The organism is Streptomyces sp. NPDC004111 (genome assembly GCF_042874215.1).
GTDB lineage: Bacteria > Actinomycetota > Actinomycetes > Streptomycetales > Streptomycetaceae > Streptomyces.
In genome coordinates, this window is the sequence record NZ_JBIAMU010000016.1 from 190786 (window position 1) to 206545 (window position 15760).

Here is a 15760-nt window from a genome sequence, read left to right on the forward strand (position 1 = left end):
CTCACAAGCTTCGCGCCGCTGCGCCGGCCTCCGACCGGCGGGACCCTGGACCCGCGCCTGCCTCAGGCCAGCGGGTCCGGTGCCGCCACGATTCCGTGCTCCGCCAGCTTCGCCTTGCCGCCGTCCACCGCGGTCAGCACCAGCGGGCCGTTCTCGGTGAGGGCGACGGAGTGCTCCCAGTGCGAGGACCAGGTGCCGTCCGTCGTGATGACCGTCCAGTCGTCGGCCAGCACCTCGGTCTGCGCGGTGCCCAGCGAGACCATCGGCTCGATGGCCAGGCAGACGCCCGGGACCAGCTTGATGCCCTTGCCGCGCTTGCGCGTGACGTAGTTCAGGACGTGCGGGTCCATGTGCATCTCGGTGCCGATGCCGTGGCCGCCGTAGTCCTCGATGATGCCGTACTTGCCGGTGGCCGGGCGGGGCTGGCGGCGGATGTAGCCCTCGATGGACTTGGAGACGTCGACCAGCCGGTTGCCGGCCTTCATGGCGGCGATGCCCGCCCACATCGACTCCTCGGTCACCCGGGACAGCTCCAGCAGCTCCGGAGCGTGACCGGAGCCCACGAAGGCGGTGTACGCCGCGTCCCCGTGCCAGCCGTCGATGATGGCGCCGCAGTCGATGGAGATGACGTCGCCGTCCTTGAGAACGGTCTTCTCGTCCGGGATGCCGTGCACGACGACCTCGTTCACCGAGGTGCAGATGGTCGCCGGGAAGCCCCCGTAGCCCAGGAAGTTCGACTTGGCGCCGTGCTCCGCGAGCACCTTGCGCGCTACCTCGTCGAGGTCCTTCGTGCTGGCGCCCGGAACGGCCGCCTCACGGGTCGCCGCGTGAATGGCGGCGACGACCAGCCCCGCCTCACGCATCTTCGCGATCTGCTCGGGAGTCTTGATCTCCACCATGGGTGTGCCTTCCACGCTCGTCTGACTTCGGTGTCAACAGTACGGCCGAACAGGGACGGCCGCGGTGCCTCAAGGACACCGCGGCCGTCACTGTCGTACGTACAAGGGACCGGCCGTTCGATCCGGCCGGGCTGCCCGGGGCCGGAGCCTAGGCCTTTGCCCTCAGGTTCTTCAGGGCGTCCATCGCGCGCTCGGTCACCTCGGCGACCTTGCCTTCCGCGGAGAGGGTGACCACCAGGCCCTGCGCCTTGTAGTGGTCGATGATGGGCTCGGTCTGCGTGTGGTAGACGTCGAGGCGCTTGCGCACGGTCTCCTCGGTGTCGTCCGGCCGCTGGTAGAGCTCGCCGCCGCAGACGTCACAGACGCCCTCCGCCTTGGGCGGGCTGTACGTGGCGTGGAACACGTGCGCGGAATCGTTGCGGCAGATCCGCCGGCCCGCGATCCGCTTCACGACCTCGTCCTCCGGGACCTCCAGGTCCAGGACGGCGTCCAGCTTCAGTCCGTCGGCCTTCAGCGCCTCGTCGAGGGCCTCCGCCTGGAACACGTTGCGCGGGAAGCCGTCGAGGAGGAAGCCCTTCTCGGCGTCCGGCTGGGCCATGCGGTCCAGCGCCATGCCGATCGTGACCTCGTCGGGGACCAGATTTCCGGCATCCATGATGGCCTTGGCCTGCTGGCCGAGGGCGGTGCCCTGGCTGATGTTGGCCCGGAAGAGATCACCCGTGGAAATGTGCGGGATCGACAGGTTCGTGGCGAGGAACGCGGCCTGCGTTCCCTTGCCAGCGCCCGGCGGCCCGACGAGGACGATACGCATCAGCGGAGGAACCCTTCGTAATTGCGCTGCTGGAGCTGGCTCTCGATCTGCTTCACGGTCTCCAGACCCACACCCACGATGATGAGGATGCTTGTGCCGCCGAACGGGAAGTCCTGGCTGGCACCGAAACCTGCCAACGCCATCGTCGGCACGAGAGCGATCAGACCCAGGTACAGCGATCCCGGCCACGTGATGCGGTTCAGCACGTAACTCAGGTACTCAGCAGTAGGTCGACCTGCCCGGATGCCCGGGATGAAGCCACCATACTTCTTCATGTTGTCAGCGACTTCTTCGGGGTTGAACGAGATCGCCACGTAGAAGAAGGCGAAGAACACGATCAACAGGAAGTACGTGACGATGTAGTAGGGATGGTCGCCCTTGACCATGTTGTTCTGGATCCACTGGGCCCACGGGGCCGTCGATCCGGAGAACTGGACGATCAGGGCGGGGATGTAGAGCAGCGAAGAAGCGAAGATGACGGGAATCACACCCGCCTGGTTCACCTTCAGCGGGATGTACGTCGACGTTCCGCCGTAGGACTTCCGGCCGATCATGCGCTTCGCGTACTGGACGGGGATCCGGCGCTGGGCCTGTTCCACGAACACCACGAGCCCGACCATCGCGAATCCGACCAGGATCACCACGGCGAACTCGATCCAGCCGTCGGCCAGCTTGCCCGACTTCTTGATGGCCCAGAGCGAGCCGGGGAAACCGGCGGCGATCGAGATGAACATCAGGATGGACATGCCGTTGCCGATGCCGCGGTCGGTGACGAGCTCACCGAGCCACATGACCACCGCGGTGCCGGCGGTCATCGTGATGACCATGACGGCGGTGGTGAAGATGGACTTGTCCGGGACGATCTGCGAACGGATCGAGTCGGGGCAGGCGCTGAACAGCGCACCGGAGTTGGCGGTCGCCACGAGGCCGGTGCCCTGGAGCACGGCCAGCGCCACGGTCAGATAACGCGTGTACTGCGTGATCTTCGCGGTGCCGGACTGGCCTTCCTTCTTCAGGGCTTCCAGCCGCGGGATGACCACGGTCAGCAGCTGAAGGATGATGCTCGCCGTGATGTACGGCATGATGCCGAGCGCGAAGATGGTGATCTGCAGCAGCGCGCCACCGCTGAACATGTTCACCAGCCCGAAGAGGCCGCCGCCGCCGTCCTTGGCGAAGTCGATACAGGTCTGGACGTTCTTGTAGCTGACGCCCGGGACCGGAATGTGTGCTCCGAGCCGGAACAGCACAATGATGCCGAGTGTGAAGAGCAGCTTCTTGCGCAGGTCGGGCGTCTTGAACGCCCGGGCGAACGCGGTGAGCACGGTGCCTCCTGCGACCCCCGCGCTACTGCGTCAAGGGTGACGGTATTGAGGATCGACGAATACGTATCAGTCAAACAACGAGCGGACAGCGTTGTGGGCACACCGCGCGAAAGTTAACAGTGCACGCCACCATACCGGCGGACCCTGCCCCCTAGGAACGACCAACCGGGGATGCCCCATATGAGAGGCATCCCCGGTCGGATGTTCAAGCCATCGAGTCGTCTCAGACGAGCTCGGTGACGCTGCCGCCCGCGGCAGCGATCTTCTCCTTGGCGGAGGCGGAAACGGCGTCCACCGAAACCGTCAGCGCCACGGAGATCTCGCCCTGGCCCAGGACCTTGACGAGGCTGTTCTTGCGCACCGCGCCCTTGGCGACCAGGTCGGCCACCGTGACCTCTCCACCCTCGGGGTAGAGAGCGCCGAGCTTGTCCAGGTTCACGACCTGGAACTCGGTGCGGAACGGGTTCTTGAAGCCCTTCAGCTTCGGGAGACGCATGTGGAGGGGCATCTGGCCACCCTCGAAGCGCTCCGGAACCTGGTAACGGGCCTTCGTGCCCTTGGTACCACGGCCCGCCGTCTTACCCTTCGACGCCTCACCACGACCCACACGGGTCTTGGCGGTCTTGGCGCCCGGAGCCGGACGGAGGTTGTGGACCTTCAGCGGGTTGTTCTCCGCCATGTCAGTCGACCTCCTCAACCGTCACGAGGTGGCGGACGGTGTGCACCATGCCGCGGAACTCGGGGCGGTCCTCCTTGACAACCGAGTCGTTCAGGCGCTTGAGCCCGAGCGAACGCAGGGTGTCGCGGTGGTTCTGCTTGCTGCCGATGTACGACTTCGTCTGCGTGATCTTGAGACGGGCCATTACGCACCCGCTCCCGCACGCGCACGAAGCAGAGCCGCCGGAGCGACGTCCTCGAGGGGCAGACCGCGGCGGGCCGCGATCTCCTCGGGACGCTGCAGACCCTGGAGGGCCGCGACGGTCGCGTGCACGATGTTGATCGCGTTCGAGGAACCGAGCGACTTCGACAGAATGTCGTGAACGCCGGCGCACTCGAGCACGGCACGCACCGGGCCACCGGCGATAACACCGGTACCGGGGGAAGCAGGCTTGAGCAGGACGACGCCCGCGGCCTTCTCGCCCGTGATCGGGTGCGGGATGGTGCCCTGGATACGCGGAACCTTGAAGAAGCTCTTCTTGGCTTCCTCAACTCCCTTGGCGATGGCCGCGGGAACTTCCTTGGCCTTGCCGTAACCGACACCTACGGTGCCGTCACCGTCTCCGACCACGACGAGCGCGGTGAAGCTGAAGCGACGACCACCCTTGACAACCTTGGCAACGCGGTTGATCGCGACAACGCGCTCAACGTAAGCGGTCTTCTCGGCGGCAGCGCCACCGTCGCGACCCTTCCGGTCCCGCCGCTCGCCGCCACCGGCACCGCTTCCGCGGCGCTGGGGTCCAGCCATTGGATTTACCTCTCTCTGTTACGTCCGTTAGTCCCGGAACCGGGGCTTAGAACTTCAGCCCGGCTTCGCGGGCGGCGTCAGCCAGAGCGGCAATGCGCCCGGCGTACCTGTTGCCACCACGGTCGAACACGACGGTCTCGATACCGGCGGCCTTGGCGCGCTCGGCAACAAGGGCGCCGACCTGCTTGGCCTGGGCGCTCTTGTCGCCCTCGCCACCGCGGATCGAAACGTCCAGGGTCGACGCGGACGCGAGGGTGTGACCCGCGATGTCGTCGATGACCTGAGCGGTCACGTTGCGGTTGGACCGCGTCACGACCAGGCGAGGACGCTCCGGCGTACCGGAGACGTGCTTGCGGATGCGGATGTGGCGACGCTTGATGGCAGCGCGCTTGTACGCGTCACCCTTAGCAATCTTGACACCGTATGCCATGGCTTACTTACCCGCCTTTCCGACCTTGCGGCGGATGACCTCGCCGGCGTACTTGACGCCCTTGGCCTTGTACGGGTCGGGCTTCCGCAGCTTGCGGATGTTAGCGGCGACCTCGCCGACCTTCTGCTTGTCGATGCCCTCGACGCTGAGCTTCGTGGGCGACTCGACCTTGAAGGTGATGCCTTCGGGAGCCTCGATCACGATGGGGTGGCTGTAGCCCAGGGCGAACTCCAGGTTGGAGCCCTTCGCCTGGACGCGGTAACCGACACCGCTAATCTCGAGCGCCTTGCTGTATCCCTGGGTCACGCCGGTGATCATGTTCGCCACCAGCGTGCGGGACAGGCCGTGCAGGGCCTTGTTCTGACGCTCGTCGTTGGGGCGGTTGACGTTGAGAACGCCGTCCTCGCCCTTAACAATCTCGATCGGCGCGGCAACAGTGTGCGTGAGGGTGCCCTTGGGGCCCTTCACGGCAACCGTGCGTCCGTCGATGGTGACGTCCACACCAGCGGGAACCTGGATGGGGAGCTTGCCGATTCGCGACATTAGCTTTCCTTCCTTTCCCGACTACCAGACGTAGGCGAGGACTTCCCCACCTACGCCCTTCTTGCCTGCCTGCTGGCCGGTCAGAAGACCGTGCGACGTGGAGATGATCGCCACGCCGAGGCCGCCGAGGACCTTGGGCAGGTTGGTGGACTTCGCGTAAACACGCAGACCCGGCTTCGAGATGCGCTTGATGCCGGCGATCGAACGCTCGCGGTTCGGACCGAACTTCAGGTCGAGAACGAGGTTCTTGCCGACCTCGGCGTCCTCGACCTTCCAGCCGGTGATGAAGCCCTCCTGCTGGAGGATCTCCGCGATGTGCGACTTGATCTTGCTGTGCGGCATCACGACGGAGTCGTGGTACGCCGAGTTCGCGTTACGCAGACGCGTGAGCATGTCTGCGATGGGATCAGTCATGGTCATGAATTGGCCTTCGGCCTCTCTCGCCGGGGTTTCCTGTATGCGCCATCCCTCTCCCCACTCAGAGGCGGGACGGGTGCGGTGCGGGGACCTACGGCGTAGTAAGTCGTTATGGGCGGCAGGCGCCCAACCCTTCTAGCCTACGGCATTCGGGGTGGGGCTCCTGCCGACCAGATACTTACCGAGAGCACGTGGGAATCCGTACGCCCAAAGGGCAGTACTGACTACCAGGAGCTCTTGGTCACGCCCGGCAGCTCGCCACGGTGAGCCATCTCACGAAGGCACACGCGGCACAGGCCGAACTTGCGGTACACGGAGTGGGGCCGGCCACAGCGCTGGCAGCGCGTGTACGCACGCACGCCGAACTTCGGCTTGCGAGCGGCCTTAGCGATCAGAGCCTTCTTCGCCACGGTCAGTTCTCCTTGAACGGGAAGCCGAGGTGACGCAGCAGGGCACGACCCTCGTCGTCGTTGGTCGCCGTGGTGACCACGGTGATGTCCATGCCCCGGACCCGGTCGATCTTGTCCTGGTCGATCTCGTGGAACATGACCTGCTCCGTGAGACCGAAGGTGTAGTTGCCACGGCCGTCGAACTGCTTCGGCGACAGGCCGCGGAAGTCACGGATACGCGGCAGCGCGAGCGACAGCGTACGGTCCAGGAACTCCCACATGCGGTCACCGCGGAGGGTGACGTGGCAGCCGATCGGCTGGCCCTCGCGCAGCTTGAACTGCGCGATGGACTTGCGGGCCTTGGTGACGGCCGGCTTCTGACCCGTGATGGTCGTCAGGTCCTTGATGGCCCCGTCGATCAGCTTCGAGTCACGGGCGGCGTCGCCGACACCCATGTTGACCACGATCTTGACCAGGCCGGGGATCTGCATGACGTTCTCGTAGGAGAACTCCTCACGCAGCTTGCCCGCGATCTCCTCGCGGTAGCGCAGCTTGAGGCGCGGTGCGGTGGTGGCAGTCATCAGATGTCCTCACCAGTCCGCTTGGCAACGCGGATCTTGTTGCCCTCGTCGTCAAAGCGGTAGCCGACGCGGGTAACGACCTTGTTGCCGTCCTTCTCCACGACCAGCTGAACGTTGCTGACGTGGACCGGAGCCTCGGTCGTCACAATGCCGCCGGTCTGCGAACCGCGAGCGGTCTGACCGGCCTTCGTGTGCTTCTTGACCCGGTTGACACCCTCGACCAGGACGCGGTCCTCGCGGGGGAAGGCCTGAATGACCTTGCCCTGCTTGCCCTTGTCCTTACCGGTGATGACCTGTACCAGGTCGCCCTTCTTGATCTTCATGCTTACAGCACCTCCGGCGCGAGCGAGATGATCTTCATGAACTTCTTCTCGCGCAGCTCACGGCCCACCGGGCCGAAGATACGGGTGCCGCGGGGGTCGCCGTCGTTCTTGAGAATGACAGCGGCGTTCTCGTCGAAGCGGATGTACGAGCCATCCTGGCGACGACGCTCCTTGACGGTGCGAACGATGACCGCCTTGACGACGTCACCCTTCTTCACGTTGCCACCGGGGATTGCGTCCTTGACGGTGGCGACGATGACGTCACCGATGCCCGCGTAGCGGCGACCCGAGCCACCGAGAACACGGATGGTGAGAATTTCCTTCGCACCCGTGTTGTCGGCGACGCGAAGTCGCGACTCCTGCTGGATCACGTCTATCTCCTGATCGTCTGCCGGTTCCCGGTGGGGCCGTATCTCTACGGCCCCACCGAGCCTGGCGGAACTGCCTAGAGGGAAACCCCTCTAGGGAATTACTTGGCCTTCTCGAGGATCTCGACGATGCGCCAGCGCTTCGAGGCCGACAGCGGACGCGTCTCCATGATGAGGACGCGGTCGCCGATACCGGCAGCGTTGGACTCGTCGTGAGCCTTGAGCTTGTTCGTACGGCGGATGACCTTGCCGTACAGCGCGTGCTTCACGCGGTCCTCGACAGCGACGACGACGGTCTTGTCCATCTTGTCGCTGACGACCAGACCCTCACGGGTCTTGCGGAATCCGCGCTGCTCAGTCGTCTCAGTCACATTCTTCTCGCTCATCAGGCGCTCTCCACCGTCTCGATGCCCAGCTCGCGCTCGCGCATCAGGGTGTAGATCCGGGCGATGTCCTTACGGACGGACTTGAGCCGGCCGTGGTTCTCGAGCTGTCCGGTCGCCGCCTGGAAGCGGAGGTTGAACAGTTCTTCCTTGGCCTCACGCAGCTTGGCGACGAGGTCCTCGTCGTTCAGCTCGCGCAGCTCGGTCGCCTTGGTACCGGCCGCCATCACGACTCACCTGCCTCGCGCCGAACGATGCGGCACTTCATCGGAAGCTTGTGAGCCGCGCGGGTGAGCGCCTCACGAGCAATCTTCTCGTTCGGGTAGGACAGCTCGAACATCACCCGACCGGGCTTGACGTTCGCGATCCACCACTCCGGGGAACCCTTACCGGAACCCATGCGGGTCTCGGCGGGCTTCTTCGTGAGCGGACGGTCCGGGTAGATGTTGATCCAGACCTTGCCGCCACGCTTGATGTGGCGGGTCATCGCGATACGCGCGGCCTCGATCTGACGGTTCGTCACGTACGCCGGAGTCAGCGCCTGGATGCCGTACTCGCCGAATGCGACCTCAGTACCACCCTTGGCCATGCCGTTGCGCTTGGGGTGGTGCTGCTTGCGGTGCTTGACCCTACGAGGGATCAGCATGTCGGTCAGGCCTCCGTTCCGGTGCTCTCAGCCGGAGCAGCGGCGGCGGGAGCCTCGGCCTTGGGGGCCTCGGCTGCCGGCGCGGACTGCTGCGGCTTGCGGCCGCGGCCGCCACGCTCGCCGCCACGGCCACCACGGGCCGGGCGCTCGTTCGCACCACCACGGGCCGGGCGGTTGCCCGCACGGGCCGCGGCGTTCTCGGCGCGAACCTCGGCGATGTTCTTGACGTCGCCCTTGTAGATCCAGACCTTCACGCCGATGCGGCCGAAGGTCGTCTTGGCCTCGAAGAAGCCGTAGTCCACGTTCGCGCGCAGCGTGTGCAGCGGCACACGACCCTCGCGGTAGAACTCGGACCGGGACATCTCGGCGCCGCCGAGGCGACCGCCGCACTGGATCTTGATGCCCTTGGCGCCGGCCTTCATGGTGCCCTGCATGCTCTTGCGCATGGCACGGCGGAAGGAGACGCGGGAGGAGAGCTGCTCGGCGACGGCCTGGGCCACCAGCTGAGCGTCCATCTCGGGGTTCTTGACCTCGAGGATGTTGAGCTGCACCTGCTTGCCGGTCAGCTTCTCCAGGTCGCCGCGGATGCGGTCGGCCTCGGCGCCGCGGCGGCCGATGACGATGCCGGGACGAGCGGTGTGGATGTCCACACGCACGCGGTCACGGGTGCGCTCGATCTCCACCTTCGAGATGCCGGCGCGCTCCATGCCGGACGTCATCATCCTGCGGATGGCGACGTCTTCCTTGACGTAGTCCTTGTACAGCTTGTCGGCGTACCAACGGGACTTGAAGTCCGTGGTAATGCCGAGCCGGAACCCGTGCGGGTTTACCTTCTGGCCCATTACCGGGTTCCTTCCTTGCTGCTGACGACCACGGTGATGTGGCTGGTCCGCTTACGGATCCGGTAGGCACGGCCCTGAGCACGCGGACGGAACCGCTTCAGGGTCGGGCCCTCGTCCACGTACGCCTCGCTGATGACCAGCGAAGAGGCGTCGGTGTGGTCGTAGTTGTGCGCGGCGTTGGCAATGGCGCTGTCAAGCACCTTGCCGACCGGCACGCTCGCGGCCTGCGGGGCGAAGCGCAGGACCGCCTGAGCCTCCGTGGCGTCCATGCCACGGATAAGGTCCACCACTCGGCGGGCCTTCATGGGCGTGACGCGGATGTACCGCGCCTGGGCCCTGGCTTCCATGGTTGTCCCTTCGGTGTCGTTCATAGTCATCGCACCCCGCCTTAGCGGCGCTTCGACTTGCGGTCGTCCTTGACGTGGCCGCGGAAGGTGCGGGTCGGCGCAAACTCGCCGAGCTTGTGGCCGACCATCGACTCGGTGACGAACACCGGGACGTGGATCTTGCCGTTGTGCACCGCGATGGTGTGACCCAGCATGCTGGGGATGATCATCGAGCGCCGGGACCAGGTCTTGATGACGTTCTTGGAGCCCGCCTCGTTCTGTACGTCCACCTTCTTGAGGAGGTGTCCGTCGACGAAGGGCCCCTTCTTGAGACTGCGCGGCATCTAAACCCGCTCCTAGCGCTTCTTGTTCGACTTGCGGCGGCGGACGATGTACTTGCTCGAAGCCTTCTTCGGCGAGCGAGTACGACCCTCCTTCTGACCCCACGGGGAGACCGGGTGGCGACCACCGGAGGTCTTACCCTCACCACCACCGTGCGGGTGGTCGACCGGGTTCATCGCGACACCGCGAACGGTCGGGCGAACGCCCTTCCAGCGCATGCGGCCGGCCTTGCCCCAGTTGATGTTCGACTGCTCGGCGTTGCCGACCTCGCCGATGGTGGCGCGGCAGCGGGCGTCGACCAGGCGGATCTCACCGGACGGCATACGAAGGTGGGCCATCGTGCCCTCCTTCGCCAGCAGCTGCACGGAGGCACCGGCGGAGCGGGCGAACTTCGCACCGCCACCGGGCCGCAGCTCGATGTTGTGGATGGTGGTACCCACCGGGATGTTGCGCAGCGCGAGGTTGTTGCCCGGCTTGATGTCGGCCCCGGGGCCGTTCTCGATCCGGTCACCCTGCGACAGGCCACGCGGGGCGAGGATGTAACGCTTCTCGCCGTCCGCGTAGTGCAGCAGCGCGATGCGCGCGGTGCGGTTGGGGTCGTACTCGATGTGCGCGACCTTGGCCGGCACGCCGTCCTTGTCGTGACGACGGAAGTCGATCACGCGGTAGGCGCGCTTGTGGCCACCACCCTGGTGGCGAACGGTCACACGACCGGCGTTGTTACGGCCGCCCTTGCTGTGCAGGGGGCGGACCAGCGACTTCTCCGGCGTGGACCGCGTGATCTCGACAAAGTCGGCTACGGAGGAGCCACGGCGGCCCGGCGTAGTCGGCTTGTACTTGCGGATTCCCATTTCTCAGTCCTCGTCCGATTCCGGACGATCCAGACCGCCGTTAGGCGGTCGGACCGCCGAAGATGTCGATACGGTCGCCCTCGGCGAGGGTCACGATGGCCCGCTTGGTGTCGGCACGCTTGCCGAAACCGGTGCGGGTGCGCTTCCGCTTGCCCTGACGGTTGATCGTGTTGACTCCGGTGACCTTGACCGAGAAGACCGCTTCCACGGCCTGCTTGATCTGGGTCTTGTTGGAGCCGGGGGCGACGATGAACGTGTACTTGTTCTCGTCGAGCAGCGCATAGCTCTTCTCGGAGACGACCGGCTTGACAAGAATGTCGCGGTGGTCCGTGAAGGTCTTGCTGGTAACGGCGCTCATCAGGCGTCGCTCCCTTCGGTCTCATCGGCCTTGGGGCCAGACACGAAGGACTCGAAGGCGGCCTTGGTGAAGACCAGGTCGTCCGAGACGAGCACGTCGTACGTGTTCAGCTGGCCCGGCTCCAGGATGTGCACCTGGGGCAGGTTGCGGGCGGACAGCCACGCGGCCTCGTCCGAACGCTCGGCGACCAGGAGCACGTGCTTGCGCTCGCTGACCTTGCCCAGCAGGGACTTGGCGGCCTTCGTGGAAACCGCACCCTCGACCACGCCGGTGACGACGTGGATGCGAGCGTTGCGGGCCCGGTCGGTGAGGGCACCGCGCAGGGCGGCGGCCTTCATCTTCTTCGGGGTCCGCTGCGAGTAGTCACGCGGCTGCGGGCCGTGGACGACGCCACCGCCGGCGAACTGCGGGGCGCGGGTCGAACCCTGACGGGCGCGGCCGGTGCCCTTCTGGCGGTAAGGCTTCTTACCGCCACCACGGACCTCGCCGCGACGCTTGGTCTTGTGCGTGCCCTGACGGGCAGCGGCCAGCTGCGCGACAACGACCTGGTGGATCAGCGGGATGCTGACCTTGGCGTCGAAGATCTCCGCGGGGAGCTCGACGGTCCCGGCCTTGTCGCCTGCCGGCGAAAGGATGTCAATGGTGCTCATCGGTTCCTCAAACCCCCTTGGCCGCGGTGCGGACCAGGACGAGGCCACCGTTGGGGCCGGGGACGGCGCCCTTGATGAGCAGCAGACCCTTCTCGGCGTCAACGGCGTGGACGGTCAGGTTCTGGGTGGTGACCCGCTCGTTACCCATGCGACCCGCCATGCGCATGCCCTTGAAGACACGGCCGGGGGTGGCACAGCCACCGATGGAACCAGGCTTGCGGTGCACGCGGTGGGCACCGTGGGAGGCCTTGCCACCGTGGAAGTTGTGACGCTTCATCACACCGGCGAAGCCCTTGCCCTTGCTCTTGCCCGTGACGTCAACCTTGACGCCGGACTCGAACACCTCGGCAGTGATCTCCTGGCCCAGCGTGTACTCGCTGGCGTCCGGGGTGCGCAGCTCCACGAGGTGGCGGCGCGGGGTCACGTCGGCCTTGGCGAAGTGACCCTTGAGGGGCTTGTTCACCTTGCGCGGGTCGATCTCGCCGAAGGCGATCTGGACCGACTCGTAGCCGTCGTTGTCGTTCGTACGTACCTGCGTCACCACGCACGGCCCGGCCTTGACGACGGTCACCGGGACGACCCGGTTGTTCTCGTCCCAGACCTGGGTCATGCCGAGCTTCTCGCCCAGGACGCCCTTGATGTTCTTGCTCATCTCGGCCGTCCCCTCAGAGCTTGATCTCGATGTCGACGCCAGCCGGCAGGTCGAGACGCATCAGCGAGTCAACCGTCTTCGGCGTGGGGTCGAGGATGTCGATGAGGCGCTTGTGCGTGCGCATCTCGAAGTGCTCGCGAGAGTCCTTGTACTTGTGCGGCGACTTGATGACGCAGTACACGTTCTTCTCAGTGGGCAGCGGCACCGGGCCCGCGACCGACGCACCAGTGCGGGTCACCGTCTCGACGATCTTCTTCGCCGAGGAGTCGATGACCTCGTGGTCGTAGGCCTTGAGCCGGATGCGGATCTTCTGTCCCGCCATGGCTACTAGTAGTCCTTTGTCTCTTAACGCTCTGGAACCCGGGCGGCTGCGCTCTGAACGCTCAGCACCGCTCTCCTCCGACCCACGCGGTCGGGCGTGTCGCATCCTCGCCAGCGAGAAATCCCAAGGAATTTCCCTGCTCTAAGGGATACGGTCCGCGACCGCAAGCCGGGGGGAGAACACCCACCGGGTGCCTGGTCAGTACCGCACTGGCACTTCCCGAAAGATTCCCGTACGTCCGCCCCAGCGCTGCCCAGGAGGCAGTTGGGGCGACGAGTACTGTGGGACTCGCTTCCGGTCCTCCCGGCGGGAGGCGTGCAGCATCGATACTCAACCGAGCAACCCCGACAGTCTGCCATACGGGGCACGGTGCACGCCAATCGGGCCGTAGAGATTACCCCCAGCGTGACCGAGGTCAAACCGCGGCCCGCCGGATGCGCACGCGTACCGCCACAAACCGGTCACCCCGCGCGCTCTCCCGGACACCGGACGGCCGCGAATTCCGCACATTCGCCGGCGCAGGCAACCCGTGCGCCCCACCCGCCGTCTAGCTGACCGCAGCGGGCCGCCCACCCCTCCGGGAAGCGGATGTCCGCAGCTCAGGACATCCGGACGCAGCGCACCTTGACCGAAGAACCGCTGCCGGGGAAGCGGAGAGACACAGATGAACAGCAGTACGGGTCCACGGCTGCCCAGACGGACGCTGCTGGCGGCCGCCGCCACCGGGGCCGGGATGCTCGCCCTGGGCGCCTGCTCCACCGTACCGGCGCCCCGCCGCCGCGACCCGGTGGCCAATCCCGCGCCCGGCCGGGCCATCGCCGACGCCAAGCGCTCACTGCTGCTGCAGTTCCTCGCCCACCCCGACGACGACCTGTACTTCATGAACCCGGACACCCGGCGGGTGCTGGAGGCCGGTACCCCGGTCGTCTCGGTGTACGTCACCGCGGGCGAGGCCAACGGGGTCAACCACCCGCCGGGCCACCCCCGCCCCAAGCCGGACAAGGCCGCGTACGTCTCCGCCCGCCAGCAGGGCCTGCGCCAGGCGTACGCCACGCTCCTGGGCCTGCCGAAGTTCTCCAAGTGGCAGCGGACCGTGCTGACCCTGCGCGGCGAGAAGCAGGCCGAGCTGAACACCCTCAGCCACGGCGACCGGCACGTCGAGCTGGTCTTCGTCAACGTCTCGGTGAACGCCTCCCGCAACCGGCCGGCCATGACCGCGCTCTGGGAGGACCGCGGGATGACCCAGCGGACCATAGTGGCCGACAACTCGCCGGTGGAGAAGGCGAGTTCGTACGACTACGACGAGCTGGTCGGCGCCCTCACCGGGCTCCTGGACCACTACAGCCCCACCGTCGTGCAGACGCTCGACCCCGACCCGGACATCCAGAACAGCCCCGACCGCTTCCGCAAGAAGGACAGCGAGCAGCCCGGCTACTCCGACCACCCGGACCACACCGCCGTCGCCTGCTTCAGCTGGGCCGCGCTGATCCGCTGGGTCGCCGAGAACGCCGAGCAGAACAAGCCCCTCCCCCGCTTCGCCGCCACCGTCTTCCGCGGCTACTACAACCACCACTGGCCCAAGAACCTCCCCAAGAGCGTCCTGATGAAGAAGGCCGGGACGCTCGTCCCGTACGGCGGCGACGTCGCCTGGGACTGCGGGAACCCGGCCGGCTGCGGGGACTACGGGGTCGGCCAGTGGCGCCCGCTGGAGAACTGGAAGGGCTGGGTCAACTCCACCAACTACCGTTACCCCGGACCGCAGTTGACGACCCATCAGCAGGGCGGGTCGCTGTTCGCGCACGGGGTGCTCGGGCTGCGTCTGGTCCGCTGGCGGGCCGCCGCGAACGGCGGCTGGGGCGCCCCGGAGGACCTCGGCGGCGGCCCGCTGGCCCCCGTGCTCGGGCAGGCCGTGCTCAAGGACGGCGGCCAGCTGCTGTTCGCCCTGCGCTACGCGGCGCTCGGCGGGCACGGCGGCCCGAACCACCGCGAGATCGTCCAGTACGACGGCCGGGCCTGGACCAGTCTGGGCGCTCCCGAGAAGCGCCCCGACCGCACCCGGCGCCTCGGCGTCCCGGTCGCGGTCACCGCGGGCGACGGCCGCGTCCACCTCTTCGTGCGCAACGCGGCCAAGAGCGTCAGCACCCGGGTGCGGGACACCAGCGGCACCTGGGGCCCGTGGCGCGACCTGGACGGCCCGGACGGCGACAGCGCGAGCCTGCCGCGCACCAACAAGCGCGGCCTCTCCCCCATCGACGGCATCGGCCCCGGCAACGGCGACGGCATCCAGGACGGCCTGTCCGCGATCACCGACGCCACGGGCCTGGTCCACCTCTTCGCCGCCGCCCGCACCCACGTCCGGCACTGGGCGCAGACCGCCCCCGGCGCCCCCGTCGCCCTGGTGCCGGAGAACCGCACGCCCGCGCCGGGCTCGCTGCCGCGCGCCCTCGCCCACCCGGACGGCTCGCTGGGCGTGCTCTACCGAGGCCCGGTCAAGGCCGCGCTCACCTCGGTCCGCCCCGACGGCACACCGCTGCACGGGCCGTCCTTCCCCGGGTACGGGCCGGTGTCCGCGCTGCCGGACCCGGCGGGCCCGGTGCTGCTCGGCCGCGACGAGCAGGGCGTCCTGCGGCTGCGCTCCGCGAAGGGCAGGTCGAGCGCACGGTCCGGCGGCACCTGTGTGGGCACGCCGGCCCTGCTGCGCACGGCCGCGGGCGCCCCGACCGTGGTCGGCCTGGGCGCGGACGCGACGCCCTGGTCCTGGCGGCCGTAGGGTCCGGCCGCACCCGGCCAGGAAGAACGAGAAGGGCCCCGGCACCCACCGCTCGCGCGGCGGGGCCGGG

General features: G+C 67.1%; 25 protein-coding genes. 1 reads left to right on the forward strand and 24 read right to left on the reverse strand.

Going from position 1 to position 15760, the window contains the following annotated elements:
• Window positions 1–62 precede the first annotated feature (62 nt).
• The 24 genes from map to rpsJ form a co-directional block, all read right to left on the reverse strand.
• Complete coding sequence (gene map / locus ACFYVL_RS29365; RefSeq protein ID WP_389250091.1) at window positions 63–899, reverse strand: type I methionyl aminopeptidase; 837 nt, start codon at window positions 897–899, stop codon at window positions 63–65.
• A gap of 148 nt (window positions 900–1047) precedes the next feature.
• Entirely contained in the window at window positions 1048–1710 is a 663-nt protein-coding gene (locus ACFYVL_RS29370; protein ID WP_389250094.1) for an adenylate kinase, read from the reverse strand.
• A complete protein-coding gene (secY, locus tag ACFYVL_RS29375) occupies window positions 1710–3032 on the reverse strand; it encodes a preprotein translocase subunit SecY (protein WP_389250097.1) in 1323 nt (440 codons plus the stop codon). Before secY ends, ACFYVL_RS29370 begins: the two co-directional genes overlap by 1 nt.
• Before the next feature lie 223 nt (window positions 3033–3255).
• Complete coding sequence (gene rplO, locus ACFYVL_RS29380) at window positions 3256–3711, reverse strand: 50S ribosomal protein L15 (protein ID WP_389250099.1); 456 nt, start codon at window positions 3709–3711, stop codon at window positions 3256–3258.
• A 1-nt stretch (window position 3712) separates the two neighbouring features.
• The gene (rpmD, locus tag ACFYVL_RS29385) at window positions 3713–3895 is read right to left on the reverse strand and encodes a 50S ribosomal protein L30 (RefSeq protein WP_003966943.1); all 183 of its coding nucleotides are present in this window, start codon (window positions 3893–3895) and stop codon (window positions 3713–3715) included.
• Window positions 3895–4497: a 30S ribosomal protein S5 gene (gene rpsE / locus ACFYVL_RS29390; protein WP_097866720.1), complete on the reverse strand. Its 603-nt coding sequence runs from the start codon at window positions 4495–4497 to the stop codon at window positions 3895–3897. Before rpsE ends, rpmD begins: the two co-directional genes overlap by 1 nt.
• A 46-nt stretch (window positions 4498–4543) precedes the next feature.
• Window positions 4544–4927, reverse strand: coding sequence for a 50S ribosomal protein L18 (gene rplR, locus ACFYVL_RS29395; RefSeq protein WP_384349955.1), 384 nt, complete (start codon window positions 4925–4927; stop codon window positions 4544–4546).
• Window positions 4928–4930: 3 nt separating this feature from the next.
• Complete coding sequence (gene rplF / locus ACFYVL_RS29400; protein WP_389250102.1) at window positions 4931–5470, reverse strand: 50S ribosomal protein L6; 540 nt, start codon at window positions 5468–5470, stop codon at window positions 4931–4933.
• A gap of 21 nt (window positions 5471–5491) precedes the next feature.
• Window positions 5492–5890, reverse strand: a complete 399-nt coding sequence (rpsH, locus tag ACFYVL_RS29405; RefSeq protein ID WP_362417313.1) for a 30S ribosomal protein S8 — start codon at window positions 5888–5890, stop codon at window positions 5492–5494.
• A 221-nt stretch (window positions 5891–6111) separates the two neighbouring features.
• Complete coding sequence (locus ACFYVL_RS29410; RefSeq protein WP_003956452.1) at window positions 6112–6297, reverse strand: type Z 30S ribosomal protein S14; 186 nt, start codon at window positions 6295–6297, stop codon at window positions 6112–6114.
• A gap of 2 nt (window positions 6298–6299) precedes the next feature.
• Complete coding sequence (gene rplE, locus ACFYVL_RS29415; RefSeq protein WP_185028018.1) at window positions 6300–6857, reverse strand: 50S ribosomal protein L5; 558 nt, start codon at window positions 6855–6857, stop codon at window positions 6300–6302.
• A complete protein-coding gene (gene rplX, locus ACFYVL_RS29420; RefSeq protein WP_108151516.1) occupies window positions 6857–7180 on the reverse strand; it encodes a 50S ribosomal protein L24 in 324 nt (107 codons plus the stop codon). Before rplX ends, rplE begins: the two co-directional genes overlap by 1 nt.
• Window positions 7181–7182: 2 nt before the next feature.
• Entirely contained in the window at window positions 7183–7551 is a 369-nt protein-coding gene (rplN, locus tag ACFYVL_RS29425; protein WP_003966950.1) for a 50S ribosomal protein L14, read from the reverse strand.
• A 98-nt stretch (window positions 7552–7649) separates the two neighbouring features.
• Window positions 7650–7934 (reverse strand): 30S ribosomal protein S17, encoded by a 285-nt coding sequence (gene rpsQ, locus ACFYVL_RS29430; RefSeq protein WP_362417305.1) that lies wholly within the window; start codon window positions 7932–7934, stop codon window positions 7650–7652.
• A complete protein-coding gene (rpmC, locus tag ACFYVL_RS29435; protein ID WP_028812369.1) occupies window positions 7934–8158 on the reverse strand; it encodes a 50S ribosomal protein L29 in 225 nt (74 codons plus the stop codon). Before rpmC ends, rpsQ begins: the two co-directional genes overlap by 1 nt.
• The gene (gene rplP / locus ACFYVL_RS29440; protein WP_189821106.1) at window positions 8158–8577 is read right to left on the reverse strand and encodes a 50S ribosomal protein L16; all 420 of its coding nucleotides are present in this window, start codon (window positions 8575–8577) and stop codon (window positions 8158–8160) included. Before rplP ends, rpmC begins: the two co-directional genes overlap by 1 nt.
• Window positions 8578–8582: 5 nt before the next feature.
• The gene (rpsC, locus tag ACFYVL_RS29445) at window positions 8583–9419 is read right to left on the reverse strand and encodes a 30S ribosomal protein S3 (protein ID WP_389250106.1); all 837 of its coding nucleotides are present in this window, start codon (window positions 9417–9419) and stop codon (window positions 8583–8585) included.
• Window positions 9419–9766: a 50S ribosomal protein L22 gene (gene rplV, locus ACFYVL_RS29450; RefSeq protein ID WP_004571827.1), complete on the reverse strand. Its 348-nt coding sequence runs from the start codon at window positions 9764–9766 to the stop codon at window positions 9419–9421. The genes rpsC and rplV overlap by 1 nt, the downstream gene beginning before the upstream one ends.
• A 41-nt stretch (window positions 9767–9807) precedes the next feature.
• Window positions 9808–10089: a 30S ribosomal protein S19 gene (rpsS, locus tag ACFYVL_RS29455; RefSeq protein WP_389250108.1), complete on the reverse strand. Its 282-nt coding sequence runs from the start codon at window positions 10087–10089 to the stop codon at window positions 9808–9810.
• A 12-nt stretch (window positions 10090–10101) separates the two neighbouring features.
• Window positions 10102–10938: a 50S ribosomal protein L2 gene (gene rplB / locus ACFYVL_RS29460; RefSeq protein ID WP_185028012.1), complete on the reverse strand. Its 837-nt coding sequence runs from the start codon at window positions 10936–10938 to the stop codon at window positions 10102–10104.
• Between the two features lie 40 nt (window positions 10939–10978).
• Entirely contained in the window at window positions 10979–11296 is a 318-nt protein-coding gene (rplW, locus tag ACFYVL_RS29465) for a 50S ribosomal protein L23 (protein WP_185028010.1), read from the reverse strand.
• Window positions 11296–11946: a 50S ribosomal protein L4 gene (gene rplD, locus ACFYVL_RS29470; protein WP_389250112.1), complete on the reverse strand. Its 651-nt coding sequence runs from the start codon at window positions 11944–11946 to the stop codon at window positions 11296–11298. The genes rplW and rplD overlap by 1 nt, the downstream gene beginning before the upstream one ends.
• A 7-nt stretch (window positions 11947–11953) precedes the next feature.
• On the reverse strand, window positions 11954–12598 hold the full coding sequence (rplC, locus tag ACFYVL_RS29475; RefSeq protein ID WP_189821109.1) for a 50S ribosomal protein L3: 645 nt from the start codon (window positions 12596–12598) through the stop codon (window positions 11954–11956).
• 13 nt (window positions 12599–12611) lie between these two features.
• A complete protein-coding gene (gene rpsJ, locus ACFYVL_RS29480; protein ID WP_003948644.1) occupies window positions 12612–12920 on the reverse strand; it encodes a 30S ribosomal protein S10 in 309 nt (102 codons plus the stop codon).
• Between the two features lie 664 nt (window positions 12921–13584).
• Between rpsJ and ACFYVL_RS29485 the strand changes: the two genes are divergently transcribed.
• Window positions 13585–15690 carry a PIG-L family deacetylase gene (locus ACFYVL_RS29485; RefSeq protein WP_389250116.1) on the forward strand — a complete coding sequence of 702 codons (2106 nt, stop codon included), beginning with the start codon at window positions 13585–13587 and terminating at the stop codon, window positions 15688–15690.
• The last annotated feature ends 70 nt before the right edge of the window (window positions 15691–15760 follow it).